This window comes from Halosimplex marinum, from assembly GCF_051414075.1.
GTDB lineage: Archaea > Halobacteriota > Halobacteria > Halobacteriales > Haloarculaceae > Halosimplex > Halosimplex marinum.
Genome location: NZ_JBLKNY010000003.1, coordinates 121018 through 143125, shown reverse-complemented (window position 1 = coordinate 143125; position 22108 = coordinate 121018). Strand labels below are relative to the sequence as shown.

Below are 22108 nucleotides of genomic sequence, written 5' to 3'. Positions count from 1 at the left end.
CATGGACGGGCCCTCCAAACGCCTCGCTCGCGCGCTGTTCGCCGCCGTGCTGGTCCTCGCGGCGGGGGCGGTCGCGAGCAGCTACGCGACGGCGGAGCCGAACGTCGCGCGCACTCACGGGTCGCTCGCCGACGCGGCGGAGTCCGCGCCCGGCGCGACCGGCGTTGCGGCACCCGAGAACGCTCCGGGCGGCGTCACAGCGCCCGACGACGCCCGCCTCACCGACGCCGGCGGCTCGCCGGACGGCGCGGCCAGCGCCGCCGACGGGCCCGCCCTCGTCGACCCCGCCGAGCACGACCACGACGACCTGACCGTCGTCGGCACGCAGGGGTTCTACGCCTCCGACGAGCAGGCCGAGCTGGTCGCGTTCGACCGCTCGGGCGAGGTCGCCTACTACGAGGACGACTACCGCGTGTACTTCGACGTCGACCCCGTCGAGGGGAAACCCTACACCGTCGAGTACCTCGCGGCGGAGCACCGCGACGGCGAGGCGTGTGCGACGGTTAGCACCGAGCGCTGCACGTACAACGTCTTCGAGCGGGTGAACATGACTACCGGCGAGACCCGGACGGTCTACGGCGAGCTCACGCCGAAGATCTACTCCGGCCGCTGGCACGACGTCGACCGGATCAACGACACCCACGTCGCCGTCGCGGACATCCTCCGGGACAGCGTCCGCGTGGTGAACGCGACGACCGACGAGACGGTCTACGAGTGGAACGCCTCCTCGTACTTCGACCCCGACGCCGGCGGCGCGGCCGGCGACTGGACGCACATCAACGACGTGGAGGTGCTGGCCGACGGCCGGCTGATGGTCAGCGTCCGCAACATGGACCGGGTCGTGTTCGTCGAGCCCGGCGAGGGCGTCGACGCGAACTGGACGCTGGGCGAAGAGGACAACTACGACATCCTCTACGAGCAGCACAACCCCGACTACATCCCGCCCGAGCGCGGCGGCCCCGCCATCACCGTCGCGGACTCCGAGAACAACCGGGTGCTGGAGTACCAGCGAGTCGACCCCGAGACGGGCGAGGCGACGACGGCGGCGGACGGCGAGTGGCGCCGCTCGTGGGGCTGGCGGGACAGCCGCGTCCAGTGGCCCCGCGACGCCGACCGCCTGCCGAACGACAACACGCTGGTCGTCGACACGCACGGCGACCGGGTCGCCGAGGTCGCGCCCAACGGGAGCGTGGTCTGGGCCGTGACCGTCGGGATGCCCTACGACGTGGAACGACTGGGCACCGGCGACGAGAGCGCGGGCGGGCACAGTATGCGGTCGATCCGCGACGAGCGGGGCACGACCGCCGGCGGGTCGGGGTCGCGCTCCGGCGTCGGCGTCCCCCTGTTCCAGCCGGCGGGCCACGACGCGGACGCCGGCGCTGCGCCGCCGGCCGGCCGGATCACGCACCCCGACCGCGGCCCCGTCGAGACCGTCTGGGTCGCGCTCAAGGAGCTGACACCCAGCCTCCTCGTCAACGGGATGCTGTACGCCGCGCCCTCCTGGGTCCGGTTCACCGACCTGGCCTTCGGCGCGCTCGCGGCCCTGACCGCCCTGACCTGGGCCGGGACCGAGCTGTACTGGTCCCGGTACGCCCCCGTCGCCTCGCTTCGCGCGCGCCTCCGTCGCGCTCGCGACCACTGACTGTCTCCCGCTCCGCTGTCCTCCCCGGACGACGTTCCCCTCACCACGGACCACCCCTCTCGTCCGACCCCCACGCTCCACCAGAGAACGACCTCTCTCCGCCCGCGAAGGGCGCCCGCGTCGGCTGCCGACCACGGTATTACCAGATACTAATAATACTTCGATATCGGAGTGTTCGGTTGAAGCATACGTTCTTCATCTTTTTAGAAACGTTCGTTCGGGAGATAGAAACAACAGTTCAGGGGACGGATCGCCGCAGCGTCTGCCGGTTTCCGGATCCCGGTCGGGACTCTCGAAGCCCTCAGCGGTTCGTTCGAGCGATCGGTCGAAACGCCGAGAGTACGGATATAAGTTCCCCTGATGTGGAATTTGGGACGATCACCCACGACGAACCCGTCCGCCGTCGCCGCTCCGTAAAACCATCATATCTCGTATGGTATCCGGGAACTCTATCATTCTAAATATTGAGTACGCTCCGAGTAAAAAATACGCGGAACCGGACCGGGCGGGCCGCTCCGGACCGTTCCGGGTCGGTACGAGTGTCGAGGATCGGGCGGGCGAGGGCGCGGCTAGACTTCGGTGACCCGCTGGTAGTCGTCGTCGAGCGCGCGGGCGTCCTCTTCGAGCAGGGCGACGACGACGTACTCGGCGTACTCGGCGACGTAGTCGACCAGGCGGGCGATGCGGTCGGAGTCGATGGCCTCGATCGAGTCCAGCAGGAGGAACGGACAGGTCTCATACACGTCGTGGGTGAGATACCCCGCGAGCGCGAAGATGAGCCCCGTCACCTCGCGCTCGGACTCGCTGAGGTGGTCGATGGAGTCCTCGTAGGTCGTGCCGTCCTCGGTCGAGCGGACGACGTGGAGGTCGAAGACGGGCTTCTCGACGCGGCGGCGCCCCTCCGTGACCTGTTCCTGCTTGCGTTCGATCCAGATGCGTTCGAGGTTCCCGTAGCCGAGCATCTCCAGTACCGACTCCATGTGGTCGTTGAACTGCTCGACCGCCTCCGTCTCGATGCGGTCGATCCGGGTGCGCAGTTCCTCGATGCGGTCGGACAGCTCCTCGCGCTCGGCCTTCAGGTCCTCCCGGCGGTCGAGCTCGGTCTCGATGCGCTCTATCTCCTCGGAGACCTCCTCCAGGTCGTCCTGGCTGCGGCTGATCTCGAACTCGAGTTCGTTGGCCTCGCGGTGCAGCTCCAGCAGGTCGTTGTGGGTCTCGTCCTGGAGTTCGTTGACCTCGTCTTCCAGCTCGTCGATGCGCTCCTCCAGCCGGTCGCGCTCGACCTCGAGGTCCTCGACGCGCTCGCGGCGCTGTGTGAGCTCGGATTCGGCGCGCCGCCGACGGTCCTCGAGCTGGGAGCGCTGGCGCTGTTGCTCCTGGTAGGTCGCCTTCTCGGTCTTCAGGTCGTCGATCTCCGACTGCAGGTCCTGGCGCTCGGAGAGCTTCGTCTGACGGAGCTCGCGGATGCGGTCGAGGGTCGACTCCACCGCCGAGCGGTCGACCTCGCTGCCGCAGGTCCAGCAGACCACCTGGTCGTCGACGAGCCGGTCGGTCACCTCCCCGTCGCCCTCGTCGCGGAGCGCGGCCACCACGTCCGAGCTCGTCCCCTCCAGCATCTCCTCGTTGAACTGGATCACCTTCTGGAGCTCGTTGACCGTCGAGTCGAGCGTCTGTCGCTGGTCGCGCAGCCGCTCGATGCGCTCCTCGACGCCGTCCACGTCGGCCCCCGCCTCCTCGGGCAGTTCCGTCAGCTCGGCCTCGACCTCTTCGATCTCCGACTCCAGGGCGTCGATACTCTCGCGCTCGCTGTCGAGGTTGTGTCGCACGTCCTCCAGGTCCGAGCGGGCGTCGCGGAACGACTCCAGCGCCTCCTCGAGCTCGGCCTGCTGGTCGCGGGTGGTCCCGAGGTCCTGGTCGGCCTCCTCGATCTGCTCTTTCTTCTCGTCGAGCGCCGCGCGCTTCTCCTCGATCTCCGACTCCAGCTCCTGGCGGCGCTGTTCGAGGTCCGGCAGGGTGTGCCGCAGCGATTGCAGGTCGTCGAGCCGCTCCTCGACCTCCTCGCGGTCCGCCTGGAGCTCCTCGATCTCCGACTCGATGGCGGCGGTGTCGACCGGCCGCATGATGAGGTCGCGCAGGTTCTCCGTGCGTTCGACGGCCCGGCGAGCCTCGTTCGACTCCAGCAGGAAGACGAAGAGATCGGCGATCTCGGCGTCCTCGAGGTAGGGATCGCCGCCCGTGACGACGGTCCCGTTCCGGCGTTCGAGCGTCCGGGTGTACGTCTCCTCGCCGACGGTCAGCTCGACGCGTCCCTCGTCGGCGTCGCCCTTCAGCGAGACGTTGTCGCTGCCAAGCCCCGCCATGATCGCCTGCAACAGCGATGTCCGGTTCGTCGCGTTGCGCCCCGTCAGGATCGTCACGCCCGCGGAGAACGACACCTCCGTCCTGTCGATCCCGCCCACGTTCTCCACGGCGACATCTACCGGCTTCGCCGTACTGTCAGTCGCTCCCATGTGTACCGGTGGCCGTCACCGGCGGATAAAAGTACTGCAATACCACTCGCCGTCCGGGCCCGGTCCCGTCGATACCTCGCGGTCCCGGAGCCCTCGCGGCGAATTACACACATACGAGTGTAAGGACTACTCGTCGACGCGGCACCGGCAGCCGCCCCGCTCGATGAGGTCGATCGGGTCCTCCTGGCGGCCACACTCCTGGCAGACGACCTGCACGTCCGCGAGCACGTCGACGGGTCCGATGTCCAGCCGGTCGGTCGAGCGGAGGTTCTCGACGTTGCGCCGGGTGACCGCGTTCAGCCGGCTGGTGAGCCGCTGGACCGTCTCGATCGACTTCTCGCGCTGGTCGCCGTCGTCGCCGGCCTCGTACTCGGCGTCCCGGTAGTCCCGCAGATAGGTGTGGACCGCGTAGTGGCTCACGAAGTCGCTCCGGAGGTCGTCGACGTCGATCCCCTCCCGTTCGAGCCGGTTACGGGCCTGGGTGCGAGCCCCCTCGGTCACGTCGTCCCCGGTGAGCAACTCGTAGATGTTCTCCAGTTCCCCCTGCAGCGTCACGACGCCCGCCTCGTCCATGGCGCTCTCCAGCACCCGCCGGTTGAACAGATCCGCCAGGTCGCGCAGGCTCTGCCGTTCGCGCCCCTCGCCCGTCCACCGCCGCTCCAGTTCCCGGCCCAGGTCCCCCAGGTCGTACTTGCGGACGACCCGCTCCACCTTGTTGTCCGGGCGCTCGTCCTGTCGATTCGTCATGCACACCCGCTACCACGGACTCGCTGATAGGTCTTCCGTTCGCCGCCCCGTCGGCGGTTCACACCGGATCCGATCCCGTCGGATCCGTCCCGACTGCGCCCAGTCGGGATCCGACCGTCCCGACGATCGCGGGCCGACCGCCGCGGGCCACGCCGGCCCGCTCCCCGGCCTCGATTCTCCCGGAAGTGTTCCGTAACTCTCATTAGTGAATATATTATGTATCTCCGACGTACAGTCTCCGTCTATCGTTCGCACTTTCGGCTGAAAAACCTCTAAAATGGCTGGATATGGCATCGAGCGTTCGAACGTGACTCTCGAATGGAAAGACGCTGTCCGGGTCCGAAAACGGACGTGAGATCCGGAGATAGCGGGTGAACTGGGACCGTGGCCGTGACTGGTCGAAATGGCCGTAACGATAAAAATTCATTCATGTATCCTATCATTATCGATATCGTATAATACGATCCGTCGGCGATGGTCGGGCTCAGGCGGCCGTCGAGTCGGGCCGGAGGCGGGCGAGGCGCATCGCGTTGGCGGTGACCGCGGTGGTCATGCCCACGTCGCCGGCCAGGACGACGAACCAGAGGGGGACGGCGACGAACGGCAGCGGGATGGCGACGGCCAGCGCGGCCTTGACGAGGAGGCTCCCCCAGACGTTCTGACGGATGATCCCGTTGCCGGTCCGGGCGAGCCGGTGGAGGTAGGGCAGCTTCGAGAGGTCGTCGCCCATCAGCGCCACGTCGGCGGTCTCGAGGGCGGTGTCGGTCCCCGCGGCGCCCATCGCGATCCCGACGGTGGCGGTCGCCAGCGCGGGCGCGTCGTTGATGCCGTCGCCGACCATCGCGACGGTGTCGTACGCCTCGCGGAGCGCCTCGACACGGCCGACCTTCTCGTCGGGGAGCAGGTCAGCGTGGAACTCGTCGACTCCCACCTGTTCGGCGACCGCGCGGGCGGTCCGTTCGTTGTCGCCGGTGAGCATCACGAGGTGCGCGACGCCCTGCTCGCGCAGGCGCTCGACCGTCCGGCGGGCCTCCGGGCGCACCTCGTCGGCGATGGCGACCAGCCCCTCGATCTCCTCGTCGGTCCCGACGAGCACGACCGTCTTCCCCGCCGACTGCAGCCGCGGGACCGTCTCCCGGAGGTCGACGCAGTCGTCACGGTCCGCGCAGGGCTGTTTCGCGCGCTCGACCGCAACCCCTCCATCCGTGACGGGGTCGGAGTCGCCGCTCAGGTGGACGTGGTCCAGGTCGAACCCGAGGTCGGCGAACAGGCCGGGCTTGCCGGCGTAGTGGGTCCGGCCGTCCAGGTCCGCGCGGACGCCCTTGCCGGTGATCGACTCGAAGTCGGTCACCTCGCGGTCGGCGACCCCCCGTTCGTCGGCGTGGGCGACGATGGCGTCGCCGATGGGGTGTTCGCTCCGGCGCTCGACGGCGCGGGCGCACTGCAGTACGTCGGCCTCGTCGTTGCCGTTCAGCCCCATCACGTCGGTCACCGACAGCTCGCCCGTGGTGAGCGTCCCCGTCTTGTCGAAGGCGACGGCGTCCACGTCGCCCATCGCCTCGAGGTGATTGCCGCCCTTGATCAGCACGCCGTTCTTCGCGGCGCTCGTGACGCCCGAGACCACCGTCACGGGCGTCGAGATGACGAACGCGCAGGGGCAGGCGATCACGAGCAGGGAGATGCCGCGGACGAACCAGGTCGCCCAGCCGCCGCCGAAGACCAGCGGCGCGACGAACGTGGCCAGCAGGGCGGCGACGACCACCGCGGGCGTGTAGTAGTCGGCGAAGCGCTCGACGAACTGCTCGCGCTCGGTCTTGTTCGCCTGGGCGTCCTCGACGAGTTCGACGATCCGGTCGATGGTCGTGTCGCCCGCCGCGGCGGTCGTCTCTACCGCCAGGAAGCCCTGCTCGTTGATCGTCCCCGCGAACACCTCGTCGCCGGGCTCCTTGTCCACGGGGACGCTCTCGCCGGTGATCGGCGCCTGGTTGACCGCGCTCGACCCCTCTATCACTGTCCCGTCCATCGGGATCTTCTCGCCGGGCTCCACGAGGACGGTCTCGCCGACGGCCACGTCCTCGACGGGGACCTCCTCCCGCTCGGGCTCGCCGTCGGGTCCGGTCCGCCGGACCGTGGCGATGTCGGGCGAGAGCGTCAGCAGCTCCTCCAGGGAGTTGCGGGCGCGGTCGACCGAGTACCGCTCCAGCAGCTCGGCGACGTTGAACAGGAAGGCCAGCGACGCCGCCTCGACGTAGAAGTGCAGGCCGGGGACGGCCAGCGAGATGCCCGCCGCGCTCAGGATGGCGACCGACATCAGGAAGTCGATGTCGAGGCTGCGGTTCTTCGCCGAGTAGTAGCCGTTGCGGACGATGACCTGGCCGCCCGCGAGGACCGCCAGCAGGTACAGCGCGTCCGTGACCAGCAGCTCCCGTCCCGCGGCCGCGAGGAGGGGGGTGTTCAGCCCGGGGAGCCCGAACTGGACGAGCAGGCCGAGCCCGAGGGCGAGGCCGCTGAGCGCGGTCTTCTTCGCGCGGGCGGTCCGGAAGACGCTCTCCGTCTCGACCGCGGCGTCGTCCCCATTGCCGCCCGCGCTCCCGCTCCCGTCGTTGGCGACCGGATAGCCGGCGCTCTCGACCGCCGCGACGAGGTCCGCCCGGGAGGTCCGCTCGGGGTCGAAGGTGATCTTCGCCGTCCCCGTCGTGGGCTGCAGATCCGTCGCGACGACCCCCTCGCGGTCGGCCAGTGCTGTGTCGACCTTGCTCGCACACGACGAGCAGTCCATCTCCGGCACCGAGAACCGCACCTCGGTCCCCTCGGCGACCTCGCCGTCGTCCGCGTCAGCAGCCGCGGTGTCGCAGCCGTCGGACTCGTAGCACGCGTCCCCGGTGTCGGTAGCATCGGCGGCGTCGGCACTGGCGGCGTCGACACTGGCACCATCGGTGCCGCCGGAGTCAGCACTGACGCCGTCGGCGTCGTCGGCGCGACGACGGTCCCCGGCGCCGGTTCCGGCGCTCTCGGGGCCGCTCGGGCCGTCGGACCGGTTCGGGTCGTCCGTCATTACTCGGAGCTAGGTCGTCGGGACGTATTAACTCCGCTGCTACGAACCGGGGATGAATTGCTTCGGTTTACTAAAACAAACGCGTTCGATTAATAACTCCGCTACCGGTCGGGGTCGGTCGGCTCCTCGTCGGTCTCCCAGAGGTCGGTGCCGTCGGGGTCGGGGACGCCCAGGTCCATCGGGCGGATCCAGACGTACCACGCGGCGAGGACGACGCTCCCGTAGCCGACCGGCCAGACGACGCTGCCGAGGCCCTCGAAGCCCGCCGACTCGACCAGCCCCGCGACCTGGCCGGTCAGCGCGATCCCGACGAGCAGTGCGAGCGCGAGCGCGATGTCTCCGTAGTCCATTGCTTCTGAATTGGACCGGGCCGAAGGTAAGCGGATCGATGCGGGCGACGAACCGGCGGTCGCGGTCGGCGCCCATCCAAAACGACTTACTCGCCCCCGCCGTGGCTCCGGGCATGACTGCCGCGCGCGAGGTCGAACTGGAGGGCCACATCATCGACTCGGGGATGATGCAGGCCTGTTTCGGCATCATCATGGACATGGGCGGCTCCTTCGAGGTCGAGGAGTTCGCGATCGGCCGCGAGAAAACCGAGGAGTCCTACGCCCGCCTGCTCGTCGAGGCCGACGACGAGGAGACGCTCCAGTCCATCGTCCACGAACTCCATCAAAATGGCGCCAACCCCTCCGACCCGAAAGACGCCACGCTCCAGCGCGCCCCCAAGGACAAGGTCGTCCCCTACGGGTTCTACTCGACGACCAACCACCCCACCGAGGTCCGCATCGACGGCGAGTGGGTCGAGGTCGAGGACATCGAGATGGACTGCGCCGTGATCGTCGAGGACCGCGAGGGGGACAACGGCGGTCCCCGCGCCTACACGAAGGTGCTGAGCGCCGTCGAGGAGGGCGCCGCCGTCGTCACCGGCGAGACGGGCATCCGCGTGAGCCCGCCCGAGCGCCCCCGGGACCGGGAGGGCGCCTTCGGGTTCATGCAGGGCGGCGTCTCCTCGGAGCGCCCCTCGGAGTCGACCATCCGGCAGGTCGGCGACGCCATCGAGGAGACCAAACGCGAGGGCGGCGACGTGCTCGCGGTCTGCGGCCCCGCGCTCATCCACTCGGGCGCCCGCGAGGACCTCGCTCGCCTCGTCCGCGAGGGCTTCGTCGACATGCTCTCCATCGGCAACGGCTTCGCCGTCCACGACCTCGAACGGGACCTGTACGGCACCTCGCTGGGCATGGACACCGAGAGCCTGGACCACCCGCGCAAGGGCCACAAACACCACATCTACACCATCTCGGAGATCATCCGCGAGGGCGGCATCGAGGAGGCCGTCGAGAGCGGCACCGTCGAGTCGGGCGTCATGTACGAGTGCGTCGAGAACGACGTGCCGTTCGTCATCGCCGGCTCCATCCGCGACGACGGCCCCCTGCCGGACACCATCACCGACTCGATGGAGGCCCAGAACGCCATCCGCGAGCAGGCCCACGAGGCCGACCTCGTGCTCATGCTCTCGACGATGCTGCACTCCGTGGCCGTCGGCAACTGCCTGCCCTCGACCACCCGGACCGTCTGCGTCGACATCAACCCCGCCACGGTCACCCAGCTACTCGACCGCGGCAGCGACCAGGCCGTCGGGATGGTCACCGACATCGGCACCTTCGTCCCGATCCTCGCCGACCACCTGCTGGACGAGGGGTAGTCGCGTATCGGAGACCACCGTCCGTGAGCGTCTGACGCCGTTCAAACCGAAATTTAAGCATCCGCCGGGGCTACTTACCAGTCGGCTGTAGCCGGAGGTGGGATGCACGCAGACCGTCCACCCCGCGACCGAATCGAGGCGGTCGGCCCCCTGTGGTCCGACCGCGGACAGCCCTCCCGCGTCACAACGGGGGTGATCCGGTGAATCGCACCTACGGCACGGTCGGCGCCGTCGCGGTGGTCCTCGTGGCCGCCGTCGCCGTGGTGTCGGCCGGCGGCGTCCCGCTCGGGGGCGACGGCCCCGCCGACTCGACCGCGACGCCCGACCCCGCTGGGAACGGGACGACCGTCGCCTACGACGGCGCCCACCTCTCGCTGGCGGGCGCGCCGAACCAGACCATCGCCGGCGAGACGGATCTGTCGCCCGGGACCGAGATCGCGGTGCGGGTCGTCTCGGACGGTGACAGTCCGTTCCTCGTCTCCGAGTCGACGACGGTCGAGGAGGGCGGTGCGTTCTCGGCGACCGTCGACCTCTCGCGCGTCTCCGAGGACGCCTCGGCGTGGGCGACTGTCGTCCGCGACGGGACCGAACTGGCGAACGTGAGCGCCCGCGTCAGCGCCGTCGCGGGCGTCACGCCGACCGACGGTTCCGACGGCTCGGATTCGGGCACCGCCTTCGCCTACGAGGGCGACCGGCTCACGCTCGCGGCGCTCGAAAACGAGACCGTGCGCGGCGAGACGGACCTGGCGCCCGGGACCGAGGTGACCGTCCGACTGACGTCGACGGCGGGCGCGTCGCCGTTCCTCGTCCAGCGGGCGGCGACCGTCGACGAGGACGGCGCCTTCGCCGCCGAGGTCGACCTGGTCGGCGTCGCCAACGGGACGACCTTCGAGGCCGTCGTCCGCCACGACGGCGCGGACGTCGCGTCCACCGAGGGGGTCGTGATCGGCGGCAAGAACGACGTGTCGACGACGGACGCCAGCGACGGCAACTGGACGAGGGAGCCCGTGAACGACACCAGTCCGGTCGCCGACGAGGACCACAACACCACCCTCGACTACGACGGGGACGCGCTGACGCTCGAATCGGCGTCGGACCAGTCGATCGCCGGCGAGACGGACCTGCCGGCGGGGACGGAGGTGACCCTCCGGGTCCGGTCGGCGGGCGGCTCCAGTCCGTTCCTGAAGAGCGCGTCGGCAACCGTCACCGAGGGTGGCGAGTTCGGCACCGCAGTGAACATGAGCACGGTATCGGCCGGTTCGGCGTTCGAAGTCACGGTCCGCCACGACGGTGACACGATCGCCATCGCCGACGGCGAGGTGGTCGAGTAAGTTCGGTAGCCCGTTCCGCGTACTGTCAGGCTTCCACGCTTCTGTAATTTCTCCCCACCGGGTGTCGGTTCCCCGATGCCCGTTTCCGCCCGTTCTGTCTGTCGCGTATCCGGGGCCTCTGTCCGTGATTTGCTCAGTTCGCGATGCGAACCCACGTTTTTCCAGCGGAGAGTTCCTCGCGCGCCGGGGGCGCGCTGCGGGAATCCTCCGCTGGAAAAACGTGGGGAAAAATGCCGGACGACTCGGTCGCTTCGCTCCCTCGCGTCCGGTGTCTGCGGGAGTGAGCACCGCGACCGACCGCAGGCTCGTCAGCGTTCGCTCTGACGGCGAACCGCCTCGCTCACTTCGTTCGCTCGGCGGATGCCAGCGTGATATCTACGTCCCCTGCACTGAGCATCCGCGCGCCTGCGGCGCGCGGTTCGACCGCCGGAGCGGGGCGGAGCCCCGCGGAGGCGGCCTTTTTCACCCATGTTTTTGGCGGAGGGGTGGGCGTGGTTTGCCCACCCCTCCGCGAAAAACATGGTCTTTAGACGCCCTCGACGGTCTCGCGGAAGGCGACGACCGACTCGTGGGCGGACTCGACGCTGTCGCCCACGTCGGTGTCTTCGAGGTCGTTGAGCGCGTTCTCGATGCGGGCGAGGCGGCCGTGGTCGGGGTCGCGGTCCCGCGTCGCCAGCGTGTCGAGCTGGTCGGCGAGGCTGGCCAGTCGCTCGGCCGCGTCGTCGTCGCCGGTCTCGTCGGCCGCCGATTCGAGTGTCGTGCTCGCGTCCGCGAGGTTCTCGCGTGTCATGGCCGACGGTTCTCGACTGGCCCTCCTAATCCTTGCGGAGAACGTCTTCGGACGGGGTCACCGCTCCTCGTCGGCCGCGCGGCGTCGTTCGGCGTCGACGTGGAACGCGAAGAACCCGACCGTGAACGAACAGAGCGCGAGCGGGAGCCACAGCGCGACGAAGGCGTCGACGACGGGGCGGATCCCGTCGAGGCCGGCCTGCGGGACGCCGGGGACCGTCCCGTGGAGCGACCAGGCCAGCGACTGGAGGGCGCTCATCAAGTAGAACCGGGTCGATCTGGCGAGGAGCCACATCGCCAGCGAGACCAGCGTCGCGGCCTGCCAGAACTCCCAGTCGGTCAGCAGCGAGCGGAGCCTCGGGGACATGGACGGAGAGCGGTTCGCGGCTCGCCGGAATCAGTCTTCCGGCCCGCTCGCCCGGGCGCGGCGTCGGCACTGCCCGCGCGAGGCGGGCGCCGCGCGCTCCGCACCTCGCCGGTCGTCGCGTCGCTACGATTCGACCAGCGGGACGCAGCGCACAGGCCGGTCGGTCCCGAGCAGGAGGTTCTGACCGGTCGAGCCGAAGACGACCTTGCCGACCGGCGTGCGCTTGCGGATGCCGACGACGAACTCGTCGGCGTCAATCTCCTGTGCGAAGGTCATCAGGTCTTCGACGGGCTCGTTCCCGCGGACGAACTGGTGGGTCTCGACGTCGACCGCCAGATCCTCCAGGGCGTCGACGACGGCCTCGATGGCGTCCTCGCCGGCCCGGATGTCCTCGCCGCTCGTGTCCTCGCCGCCCTCCAGTGAGTTGACGACGTAGATCGTGTCCTCCGGCTCGACGACCCGCCGCAGGTACGCCGACAGCGCCTCGCTCGATTCGACCGTGTCCGTCCCGACCACGAGATCGGTCATGGCGCTACCTTCATCGACGACGATGATAAATCCAGGCGGTCGTACGGGGCGCTGGCGGGGTAGAGAGCGGGGTCGACTGCTCGCGGATCCGCGGGGTCCCGGAGAAAGAGGCGGGATGAGGCGGAGTCGTCACGCCTCGCGTTGCTGGCGGTCGGCCGCCTCGAGGAGGACGACGGCGCCGCCGAGCAGGGCGAGATTCTTGAGGAAGTTGATCTTGTTGCCCTGGCGCTCCTTGCCGTCCATCGTCCAGAAGCTGTGGATGACGGGCGTGGTGCCGAGGAAGAAGACGACCAGGGCGCCGGCGGAGGCGCGGGGGTACTTCCAGAGCGCGATCCCGAGGTTGGCGACGAACAGCATCCCGGTGACGAACGGGACCATCACGTCGGGCATCGGAACGCCGCTCTCCTCGGCGACCGCGACGCGTTTCTCGTTGTTCCGGAACCCGTCCAGCGCCATGTACGCGAGCACGCCGCTGTACAGCAGGCGACCGAGCGCCGACGGCGGGGAGGACTGTGCGTCCCCCATACTCAGATCGCCTCGATCCGGCTGACGTTGGCGTCGACGCGGCCGACGGTCTCGTACTCGCCGTCGGTCCGGCGCATGACCCGGCCGCGCACGTCGTCGCGGGCGTCGGGCACGTCGAACAGCCCGGACCCGCAGACGACGCTCCCCTCGTAGACATCCCAGGTCTCGATCACCTCGTGGGGTTCGCCGGGGAACGCGACCCGCTCGAAGTCGCGGCCGAAGTTGGTCGACTCGAACAGCGCCACCTCGTGTTCGTCCTCGACCCAGGCGGGCGGGGCCTCCTCGCCGCCGCAGAAGAACACGCGGCCGTCGTGGACGAACACCCGGCGGATGTACGAGAAGTCGTTGCCGCGGTCGAGTCGGGTCCAGGAGTCGCCGCCGTCGACCGTCCGCCAGAGGCCGCCCTCGCCGACGGCGTGGCCGAGTCCCAGGTTCTCCAGGTTGTGGTCGAGGTACCCCGTCGTCGCCAGCCACACGTCCTCGGAGATCGGAAGGACCTGATGTACGTCGTCGACGATGGTGTCCCGGCGGTCCGTCCAGGTCCGACCCCCGTCGTCGCTGAGGTGGATGCCGCCGGCCTCGACGCCGGCGATGAGTCGCTCGGGTCGACCGGGGACCTGCTGAAGTTCGCGGAGCCGAGCATAGTGGGGGTCGATCGGCGACTCCCAGTGGCCCCGCGACGGGAGGTCGCGGAAGCCCTTCAGCTCCGACCAGGTCTCGCCCTCGTCGGTCGAGCGGAAGACGTAGGGGTCGTTCGTGCCGGCGTACAGCACGCCGTCGTCGGTCCCGAGGATCGACCACACCTCGCTGGTCCCGGCGTGCCAGAACCGATCTCCGATGGGGACCCCCAGGTCCTCCCAGGTGTCGCCGCCGTCGGTCGACCGGTAGGCCCCCTCCGAGGAGGCGACGAACACGCCGTCGACGCCGTCGAAGGTCCTCACCGCCGTCACCACCCCGCAGTCGAGTACCTGCTCAGCCTCGCCGTCCTCGAACGGCAGGTCGTCGACCCGGTGCAGTCCCGCGTCTGTCCCGATCAACAGTGTCATACAGTGGCACAATGGGATCGGGACCGCATAAAGGTTTACCAAGCTGTAAAACGCTAAGTGCCAGCGGACCGAAGCGGCGTTCGAGCGCTTCGGGCGCGGCGAGCGGCTCATTGCCGGATCTCCGCGACAGGACTACTATGACACGAACACAGCCGACGAGGCGGCCGACCGACGCGGCGTATCTCGACGACGCCGACCGGGTGGACCCGCCGACCGAACTGCTGAACCTGCCCTGGATCGACGCGCACAACCACGCACACACGCTCTCGTGGGCCGACCGCGAGCGCTACGCGCTGTCGGGCTGCGAGGGGATGATCATGGTCTCCTCGGGGTATCACTGGACCCCCTACAAGCCCGTCCGCGCCGAGGACGTGCGCTACCTCTGGGACGACGCAATCAACCGCCGGGCGGCCATCGAGCGCGACCACTTCTTCGAGGCGAAACTCGGGCTGGGCGTCCACACCGGCGTCCGGATCGAGAACCCCGACGAACTGCTCGACGCGATGGCCGACTACTGCGAACTCGACGAGGTCGTCACGGTCGGTGAGACGGGCGTCACCCCCGCCCAGCACGCCGAAGCCTGGGATCTGGACGAGCAGCGCGCCGTCGTCGAGGCGCAGATGGAACTGGCGGCGGACCACGACCTGCCGGTCATCCTCCACACGCCCAACACCGGGACCGACTCGAAGCGGGAGTACGTCCGCCCGCCCGGCGGGACCCCCGGCTACGAGAAGAACACCGGCCTGGGACAGGACCCCGTCATCGAGGGCGAGAACCCGCACCTGGAGGCCGTCGAGATCGACGTGGCGGCCGCCAACGACGCCGGGCTCTCCGAGGAACGGGTCGTCGCCTCCCACGCCGATCCCAACAACATCGAGTACCTCATGGAGGAGACCGACTGCTACGCGAGCTTTACTATCGGCCACTCCTGGCTGGTCGGCGTGGACGCGGCGGACGTGGCCGACGCCATCGACCGCTGGGGTCCCGGCCGGATCATGGTCGACACCGACTGCGCGAACGTCCTCCGGACCGACCCGTTCGCGCTCAAGCGGGCGATCTTCGAGCTGTACCGCTACGGGATCGACCCCGCGGACATCCGGCAGGTCGTGTTCGAGAACCAGCGCGAGGTCTTCGGGTTCGACGACTGAAACGAGAAATCGGTCTCCGGTCGCTCGCCGCTCAGTCGAGGTAGGCGAAGTCGTTCGTGAGTTCGCCCAGGCCCTCGATACCGACGGTCACCTCGTCGCCGTCCTCCAGCAGGACGGGCGGGTCGCGGTAGACGCCGACGCCCGGGGGCGTCCCCGTGAAGAGGAGGTCGCCGGGCTTGAGGGTGAACGCCTGGCTACAGAACGAGACGAGTTCGTCGACGCCGAAGATGAACTCCTCGGTCGAGGAGTCCTGCAGGCGCTCGCCGTTGACCTCCGCCCAGATGTCCAGGTCGTGGGGGTCGTCGACCTCGTCGCGCGTGACGAGATCCGGACCGGTGGGCGCGAAGCCGTCGAGGCTCTTGCCGCGGATCCACTGGCCGTCGCCGTGCTGGAGGTCGCGGGCGGACACGTCGTTGCCGACCGTGAAGCCGGCGACGTGGTCCATCGCCTCGTCGGGGTCGACGCGGCGGGCCTCCTCGCCGATGACGACGACCAGCTCGGCCTCGTAGTCGACCTTCTCGGTCAGATCGGGGTCCCAGCGCACGGTGTTGCCGGGCCCGTTGACGGTCGTCGGGAACTTCGAGAAGAGGACGGGCGTGTCGGGGATCGGGTTGTCGCCCTCCTCGGCGTGGTCGCGGTAGTTGAGGCCGACGCAGACCACCTTCTCGGGGCCGGTGACCGGCGCGTGCCGATCCAGATCGGCAGGCTCGCGGAGCCCCTCGCCGGTCTCGGTCGCGTGCTCGACCGCGAGGTCCGCCTTGCGGCGCCACTCCCAGGTCGCCAGGAGGTCGCCGGTCGTCCGCGGAATGTCGACGCCCGCGGCCGCCCCGGCCTCGGGGAGGGCGACGACGCCCTCGTCGGTTTCGATGCCACACCACGGTCGCTCGCCGTCCGCGCTGTATTGTCCTACTCTCATGGTCGTGTCGCAGTTTGCGGTCGCACCGCAAAGTCGGGTCGGTTCGCGTCGGCGAATGCCGCTGCGGTCGGGAGGTCGGTCCCGGTCACGCGTCGATGCCGGCCTCGTCGAGCAGGCGCTCGCCCGAGGCGACGAACCGGTCGAACTCCTCGTCGACGAGGGGACTGGTCAGTTCGCCGCCGCGCTTGACGACCTCGCCGTCGACCATCACCGTGTCGATGTGCGAGGGGTCGGCCTGGAAGACGACGGTCTGGACCGGGTCGTGGTTCGGCGCGGTCATGAAGTCGTCCGTCCGGAGCAGCTGGATGTCCGCGCGCTTGCCCGGGGTCAGCGTCCCGATCTCGTCCTCCAGACCCAGAGCCCTCGCGCCCTCGATGGTCGCCATCTCCAGGGTGTCCCGACACGAGATGCTCACCTCTCCCACTTCCTCGTCGCCCTCGAGGACCGCTTGGTTGTCGAACATCCGCTGGAGCTGGAGCCCGATGCGCATCTGCGAGCCCATGTCGCCGCTGATACTCGAACAGACGTCGACGCCCCACGTCGGCCGCCCGCCGGCTTCGAGCACCTTGTCGGTGACCGGGATGCCGTGACCCATCTGCATCTCGACCTCCGGCGTCGACGAGAACGAGACGCCCTGCTCGACGGCGTGGTCGACGTCCTCCTGGGCGAAGTGGTTCCCGTGGGCGACGTTCACGTCGGGGCCGAGCATATCGTGGAGGCAGCCGAAGCCCTGGTAGTCCTCGCCGTAGACCGACGAGGGCCACAGCGCCGCGCCCATGTGGACCGTCGCCAGGGCGTCCAGTTCGCGTGCGAGTTCCAGGTCGGCGCGGGCGGTCTCGTCGACGCAGAAGTCCGGCCCCCGGAGCCCGAGGCCCAGGCTGAGCCGGTCGTCGTCGCGGATCGTCCCGTCGTAGACCTCCCGGATGTTCTCCTCCGGGAGGCCCACGTCGCTCTCGAACCACCACTTCGCCGCGTCGTCGCCCGGCGGGCCGTAGGTGTACACCGTGCGTAGACCGGCGTCCTGCAGCGCGTCGACGGCCCGCTCGGCGTGTTCGAGCGAGTTGGGATACGACCAGTCCAGGACCGTGGTCGTCCCCGTGTGGAGCTTCTCGAAGGCGCCGAAGAGGCCGCCGAGATACATGTCCTCGGGCCGGTAGAGCCCGGTGATGTTGCCGAGCATGTGGTCGAAGTACTCGCCCATGAGCGACCAGTCCCCGGCGATGCCCCTGACCTGGGTCTGTGCGAGGTGGATGTGCGAGTCGACGAACCCGGGCAGGACGATGTGGTCGCTCGCGTCGATCTCCTCGGCGTTCGACGCCGAGAGCCCGCGCCCGATCTCGACGATCTCGCCGTCCTCGACGAGCACGTCTGCCTCGTCGTACTGCCCCACGTCCGGGTCCAGGGACACGACCGTCCCGTCCCGAATGATCGTTCGTGTCATGTTCACCCGTACCGTTCGACCGAGTCGGCATAAGTTTACCGGGCAGTAAGACAGTACGGTAAGACCGTGCGGTAAACCGGTTGCGCGGAACCATCAATATAAGTACGGGAGCGGATAGAGTGGATGTATGGGCAGTACCGAGGAGACGGTCGGGTCGAAGGACACGCGGGAGGTCATCATGGAGGCGACCTTCCGCGCGCTGAGCGAGCACGGGTACAGCGACCTCCGGATGCGCGACATCGGCGAGGAGATGGAGCTGACACGGCAGGTCATCCACTACCACTTCGGCGGGAAGCGGGACCTGATGTCGTCGTTTCTCGAGTACGTGGCCGAGCAGTACGAGGGCGCTATCGACGTCGAGGAGTACGACGACCCGCGGGCGGAACTCGAGGCCCGCATCGAGCAGTGCCTGTTCGGACCCGGGTTCGACGAGTTCGGCCACTGGGAGCGGATGAAAGTCTACCACGAGCTGTTCGCCCACGCCCAGAACGACGAGGAACATCAGGCCATCCTCGACGAGCACTACGACGCGATCAGAGACAGCATCGTCCGCGTCGTCGAGGACGGGATCGAGGCGGGGGTGTTCCGCGACGTCGACGCCGAGCGCATGGGCCAGTTCGTCACCGACGCCATCCACGTCGGCCGCGAGCGGCGCCTCTCGCTCGGCCACGACGACGCCCCCGAGGAGACGCGGGCCGCCATCGAGGCGTTCGTCCTCGACTCGCTGTACGTCGACGACGAGCCAGGACCCGCCTGAGCGGCCGGCGACCTACTCGTCTTCGCCGAAGACGCCCATCGCTTCCAGTTCGTCGACCTCCTCCTCGCTGTACCCCAGGTCGCGGAACACCTCGCGGTTGTGTTCCCCGAGCAGCGGCGGCGGCAGCTCGAACCCGCTGTCGACCCCCTCGAACTTCAGCGGGTGTTCGACGACCGGGACATCGCCGATCTCGGGGTGTTCGATCTCCGAGACCGCACCTCTCGCCTCGACCTGCGGGTTGGTCAGCGCCTCCTCGACGCTGTAGACGGGACCGGCCGGCACCCCCGCGTCTTCGGCGATGACCTCGATCCACTCGTCGGTCGTCTTCTCGGCCAGGGTCGCCTCGATCTCGGCCTCCAGCTCGTCCTGGTGTTCGACCCGGGCGGCGTTCTGCGCGAAGCGCTCGTCGTCGACCAGGTCCGGCCGGTCGATGGCCTCGCACAGCTCCCCCCAGAGCTTCTCGTTGAGGATGCAGACGTTGATGTAGCCGTCGCCCGTCTCGAAGGTCTGGTACGGCGCGAGCACGGGATCTTTCGTCCCCATCCGCTTCGGCGTCTCGCCGGCGAACACCTGCCCGGCCTGCTTGGTCAGCCACGGCAGCACCGACTCCAGCATGCCGAGGTCGATGTACTCGCCCTCGCCGGTCAGCTCCCGGCGGTACAGCGCCGAGGTCGCGCCGAACGCCGCCCACATCGCGGTGATGAGGTCCGTCATCGGCAGGCCGACCTTGACGGGCTGGCGGCCCTCCTCGCCGGTCACGTCCATGATCCCGCCCATCCCCTGGATCAGGAGGTCGTAGCCCGACCGCTCGCGCCAGGGGCCGGTCTGTCCGAACGCCGAGATGGCGAGGTAGATCAGGTCGTCGTTGCGCCCGGACAGCGTCTCGTAGTCGACGCCGAGCCGCTCGGCGGTCCCCGGTCGGAAGTTCTGGACGAAGATGTCGGTCTCCTCGATCAGGTCGTACAGCGCCGCCAGCGCCTCGTCGTTTTTCAGGTCCAGCTCGACGCTGCGCTTGCCGTAGTTGACCGTCCAGTAGTACGGCGATTCGCCCTCGATGAACGGCGGCCCCGTGTGGCGGATCGCGTCCCCGTAGCCCGGCTGTTCGACCTTGACAACGTCGGCGCCCAGGTTCGCCAGCATCGACGAGGCGAACCCGCCCGTCACGAACGTCGAGAGGTCGACGACGGTGATCCCGTCCAGTATCTTGCGGTCGGCTGCCATACCCGCCGTTGGGTTTACCGAATGGTAAAACTACCGCTGGCCGCGCTCGCCGCCGCTTACTAGGTGGTAAACCGCGGCACTTAACGGTTAGTGGCGGGGTCGTCGGGATCGGCCGGCAGCCGCTCGGGGTTCCGAGAGCGGTACGCTATTGACAGGTCGGTCCATCACGCCGGTCATGGACGCCGAGGAGTTCCTGCGGACGGCTGACATTGACGCGAGCGACGGGACCGAGCGGGACGGCGACGGACCCCGACTGGCGGCCGACGAACCCCATCCCGACGTGCAGTCGGTGCTGCGCTCGCGGCGCTGGCGTCGGCCGGTCGGCCTGTCGAGGCTGGGCGCCCGCGGCGCCCGCCTCCTGACGAAAGTCGGCCTGTGGCTTCAGGACGACGACCCGCCCGCAGTCGGGGACACGACCGACCTGACGATCCCCGGTCCCGGCGGCGAGATCCCGGTCCGGCGCTACCGGCCCACCGGCGCGGGCCCGTACCCGACGGTCGTCTTCTACCACGGCGGCGGCTTCGTGGTCGGGAGCCTGGACACCCACGACCACCTCTGCCGGCGGCTGACCGTCGAGAGCGGCTGCGAGGTCGTCTCGGTCGACTACCGCCTCGCGCCGGAACACCCGTTCCCGGCGGCCGTCGAGGACGCCTACGCCGCCCTGGAGTGGGCGGCCGATCCGGAAGCGAGCGCCGACGTGCTGGACCCGGACGGCGGCCTGGCGGTCGCCGGCGACAGCGCCGGCGGCAACCTCGCCGCCGTCGCGGCGCTGATGGCCGCGGAGCGCGACGGCCCCGACCTGGACTACCAGAGCCTGATCTACCCCGCGGTGGGCACCCGCGAGGACCAGGCCTCGATGCGGGAGTACACCGGATACGTGCTCAGCGAGGACGACATCCGCTGGTTCGACCGTTGCTACTACGGGACGGAGATCCACCGGCGCAACCCCTACGCGGACCCCTCGCGGGCCTGCGACCTCTCGGGCGTCCCGCCGGCGACGGTCGTGACGGCCGGGTTCGACCCGCTTCGGGACGGCGGGATCGCCTACGCCCGGCGGCTGGTCGGCGACGGCGTCTCCGTCCGCTTCCGCAACTACCCCGACATGGTCCACGGGTTCGTCGGGATGCTGTCGGAGGACGTGGACCGCGCGGGCGAGGCCGTAGACGAGGTCGCCGCGGACCTGCGGGGGGCGCTCGGTCGCGCGTGAGAGCGGCGCGCTCGCCGCTCAGACGGCGCCTGCAACCGCTGGCGTGAGGGCCGCCTCCACCCAGGCGGCGACGACCAGGAGGCCCAGCGCGAGCAGGAACCGGCGGCCGCTCCGGACGACCGCCGACCGTCTGAGTAGCGTCGGCTGTGCCCCGGTCAGGTACCGGACGACCTCGGCGGGGAGTTGCAGTCCCGCGGCGCCGGCGAGCACGAACGCGGGGAGTTCGAAGACGCCGTGGGGCGCGACCAGCAGGACGGACCGCGCGACCCGTTCGCTGCCGGCGACGGCGTAGCCGACGACGAACCCGTTGTAGGCCAGCGTCACGGCGGTGACCGCCCCGAACGTGAGGCTGCCGACGTACATGACGACGGCGACCGTCGCGTTCCGCGCGAGGAAGAACCACGCGGAGCGCCCGTCGACCGACGGGAGCGGGATCGACGCCGCCGTCCGGGCGAGCACCGCTCCCACGAGGAGGCCGACGCAGAACACGGCGGCCGACGCCGCGAGCGGACGGTCGAGACGCGGCGTCCGGACCACGGTCAGTCGGCGCGCCAGTACAGGACGGCGCCGGCCGCGACGAGCCCGGCGGCCAGCACCGGGATGGACGCGACGGTGACCGTGCGTTCTACCGTCACGTAGTCGGACGCCGCGTAGACGCCGGCAGTCGCCACTGCCCCGGCGAAGACGGCGACGCTCGCGACGCGTCGGTCCGCGGTTCCGTCAGTGTGACTCATGTGCTACGGTGGCGGGGTCGGGTCACGCGCCCGCGGCGACCACGAGGCCGGCGCCGCCGGTGACCGCGCCGGCCAGCGCCACGCCGCTCAGCGACGACGCGCTGATTCCGGCACCGACGACCGCCCCGGTCCCGGCCGAGGCGCCGCCCGCGGCCGCTCCGCTGTCGGTGATGTAGTACGCGGCGTGGAGGAGTCCGTCGGTCAGACCCCCGAAGGCGACGGTCCCGACGACGCCGACGATCGCCAGCGCGGTCAGGATCGCGACGAGTCGGTCCTCCGATACGTCGAACTGATCCGCGGTTACGTTCGCGTTCATATCGGGTTCTCACCCACGAGCGTGTTGTTTGCGATCGACAATAAAGTCAACGATACTTAATTTAATTTCAGTCTACCTCAACCATTGTAATGTATATATCTATATATCGCCCTCAGAAAAGTT

At 69.2% G+C, this 22108-nt stretch carries 21 protein-coding genes; 6 read left to right on the top strand and 15 right to left on the bottom strand.

The window, feature by feature from the left end; genetic code table 11:
* The first annotated feature begins 1 nt into the window (after window position 1).
* On the top strand, window positions 2-1642 hold the full coding sequence (locus ACMGFI_RS01675; RefSeq protein WP_436906879.1) for an aryl-sulfate sulfotransferase: 1641 nt from the start codon (window positions 2-4) through the stop codon (window positions 1640-1642).
* Between the two features lie 569 nt (window positions 1643-2211).
* Here the strand turns inward: ACMGFI_RS01675 and ACMGFI_RS01670 are convergent.
* The 4 genes from ACMGFI_RS01670 to ACMGFI_RS01655 form a co-directional block, all read right to left on the bottom strand.
* Entirely contained in the window at window positions 2212-4152 is a 1941-nt protein-coding gene (locus tag ACMGFI_RS01670) for an archaea-specific SMC-related protein (protein ID WP_436906877.1), read from the bottom strand.
* 126 nt (window positions 4153-4278) lie between these two features.
* Window positions 4279-4899, bottom strand: coding sequence for a rod-determining factor RdfA (gene rdfA / locus ACMGFI_RS01665; RefSeq protein ID WP_436906875.1), 621 nt, complete (start codon window positions 4897-4899; stop codon window positions 4279-4281).
* Between the two features lie 484 nt (window positions 4900-5383).
* Window positions 5384-7954 (bottom strand): heavy metal translocating P-type ATPase, encoded by a 2571-nt coding sequence (locus ACMGFI_RS01660; protein ID WP_436906874.1) that lies wholly within the window; start codon window positions 7952-7954, stop codon window positions 5384-5386.
* A 101-nt stretch (window positions 7955-8055) separates the two neighbouring features.
* Entirely contained in the window at window positions 8056-8304 is a 249-nt protein-coding gene (locus ACMGFI_RS01655; protein WP_436906872.1) for a DUF7996 family protein, read from the bottom strand.
* A 113-nt stretch (window positions 8305-8417) separates the two neighbouring features.
* Between ACMGFI_RS01655 and ACMGFI_RS01650 the strand changes: the two genes are divergently transcribed.
* Both ACMGFI_RS01650 and ACMGFI_RS01645 read left to right on the top strand, forming a co-directional pair.
* Entirely contained in the window at window positions 8418-9659 is a 1242-nt protein-coding gene (locus ACMGFI_RS01650; protein ID WP_436906870.1) for an ornithine cyclodeaminase, nickel-pincer nucleotide-dependent, read from the top strand.
* Between the two features lie 200 nt (window positions 9660-9859).
* Complete coding sequence (locus ACMGFI_RS01645; RefSeq protein ID WP_436906868.1) at window positions 9860-10990, top strand: BGTF surface domain-containing protein; 1131 nt, start codon at window positions 9860-9862, stop codon at window positions 10988-10990.
* A gap of 526 nt (window positions 10991-11516) precedes the next feature.
* Here ACMGFI_RS01645 and ACMGFI_RS01640 read toward each other — a convergent pair.
* From ACMGFI_RS01640 to ACMGFI_RS01620, 5 genes are all read right to left on the bottom strand, one after another.
* A complete protein-coding gene (locus tag ACMGFI_RS01640; RefSeq protein ID WP_436906867.1) occupies window positions 11517-11780 on the bottom strand; it encodes a DUF7553 family protein in 264 nt (87 codons plus the stop codon).
* Window positions 11781-11837: 57 nt separating this feature from the next.
* Complete coding sequence (locus tag ACMGFI_RS01635) at window positions 11838-12146, bottom strand: hypothetical protein (RefSeq protein WP_436906865.1); 309 nt, start codon at window positions 12144-12146, stop codon at window positions 11838-11840.
* A gap of 123 nt (window positions 12147-12269) precedes the next feature.
* Entirely contained in the window at window positions 12270-12674 is a 405-nt protein-coding gene (locus ACMGFI_RS01630; RefSeq protein WP_436906863.1) for a universal stress protein, read from the bottom strand.
* 129 nt (window positions 12675-12803) lie between these two features.
* Window positions 12804-13199, bottom strand: a complete 396-nt coding sequence (locus ACMGFI_RS01625; protein WP_436906861.1) for a DoxX family protein — start codon at window positions 13197-13199, stop codon at window positions 12804-12806.
* Window positions 13200-13201: 2 nt separating this feature from the next.
* A complete protein-coding gene (locus ACMGFI_RS01620) occupies window positions 13202-14245 on the bottom strand; it encodes a WD40/YVTN/BNR-like repeat-containing protein (protein WP_436906859.1) in 1044 nt (347 codons plus the stop codon).
* A gap of 137 nt (window positions 14246-14382) precedes the next feature.
* Here ACMGFI_RS01620 and ACMGFI_RS01615 point away from each other — a divergent pair, with 137 nt between their 5' ends.
* Window positions 14383-15393, top strand: a complete 1011-nt coding sequence (locus ACMGFI_RS01615) for a TatD family hydrolase (protein WP_436906857.1) — start codon at window positions 14383-14385, stop codon at window positions 15391-15393.
* A gap of 31 nt (window positions 15394-15424) precedes the next feature.
* Here the strand turns inward: ACMGFI_RS01615 and ACMGFI_RS01610 are convergent, their stop codons facing one another.
* Both ACMGFI_RS01610 and ACMGFI_RS01605 read right to left on the bottom strand, forming a co-directional pair.
* The gene (locus ACMGFI_RS01610) at window positions 15425-16309 is read right to left on the bottom strand and encodes a fumarylacetoacetate hydrolase family protein (RefSeq protein WP_436906855.1); all 885 of its coding nucleotides are present in this window, start codon (window positions 16307-16309) and stop codon (window positions 15425-15427) included.
* An 85-nt stretch (window positions 16310-16394) separates the two neighbouring features.
* Window positions 16395-17750, bottom strand: coding sequence for an amidohydrolase family protein (locus ACMGFI_RS01605; RefSeq protein WP_436906853.1), 1356 nt, complete (start codon window positions 17748-17750; stop codon window positions 16395-16397).
* Between the two features lie 127 nt (window positions 17751-17877).
* On the opposite strand from ACMGFI_RS01605, the gene ACMGFI_RS01600 reads away from it, so the two are divergent.
* Window positions 17878-18507 carry a TetR/AcrR family transcriptional regulator gene (locus tag ACMGFI_RS01600; RefSeq protein ID WP_436906851.1) on the top strand — a complete coding sequence of 210 codons (630 nt, stop codon included), beginning with the start codon at window positions 17878-17880 and terminating at the stop codon, window positions 18505-18507.
* 12 nt (window positions 18508-18519) lie between these two features.
* On the opposite strand, the gene ACMGFI_RS01595 is transcribed toward ACMGFI_RS01600, so the two are convergent.
* A complete protein-coding gene (locus ACMGFI_RS01595) occupies window positions 18520-19728 on the bottom strand; it encodes a CaiB/BaiF CoA transferase family protein (RefSeq protein WP_436906849.1) in 1209 nt (402 codons plus the stop codon).
* A 253-nt stretch (window positions 19729-19981) separates the two neighbouring features.
* Between ACMGFI_RS01595 and lipP1 the strand changes: the two genes are divergently transcribed.
* Complete coding sequence (lipP1, locus tag ACMGFI_RS01590) at window positions 19982-20935, top strand: LipP1 family hormone-sensitive lipase (protein ID WP_436908825.1); 954 nt, start codon at window positions 19982-19984, stop codon at window positions 20933-20935.
* An 18-nt stretch (window positions 20936-20953) separates the two neighbouring features.
* Here lipP1 and ACMGFI_RS01585 read toward each other — a convergent pair whose 3' ends face one another.
* The 3 genes from ACMGFI_RS01585 to ACMGFI_RS01575 are packed head-to-tail and all read right to left on the bottom strand — an operon-like array spanning window position 20954 to window position 21985.
* Window positions 20954-21472, bottom strand: a complete 519-nt coding sequence (locus ACMGFI_RS01585) for a stage II sporulation protein M (protein WP_436906848.1) — start codon at window positions 21470-21472, stop codon at window positions 20954-20956.
* 2 nt (window positions 21473-21474) lie between these two features.
* A complete protein-coding gene (locus ACMGFI_RS01580) occupies window positions 21475-21669 on the bottom strand; it encodes a hypothetical protein (protein WP_436906847.1) in 195 nt (64 codons plus the stop codon).
* 22 nt (window positions 21670-21691) lie between these two features.
* On the bottom strand, window positions 21692-21985 hold the full coding sequence (locus ACMGFI_RS01575; RefSeq protein WP_436906846.1) for a hypothetical protein: 294 nt from the start codon (window positions 21983-21985) through the stop codon (window positions 21692-21694).
* Window positions 21986-22108: the final 123 nt, after the last annotated feature.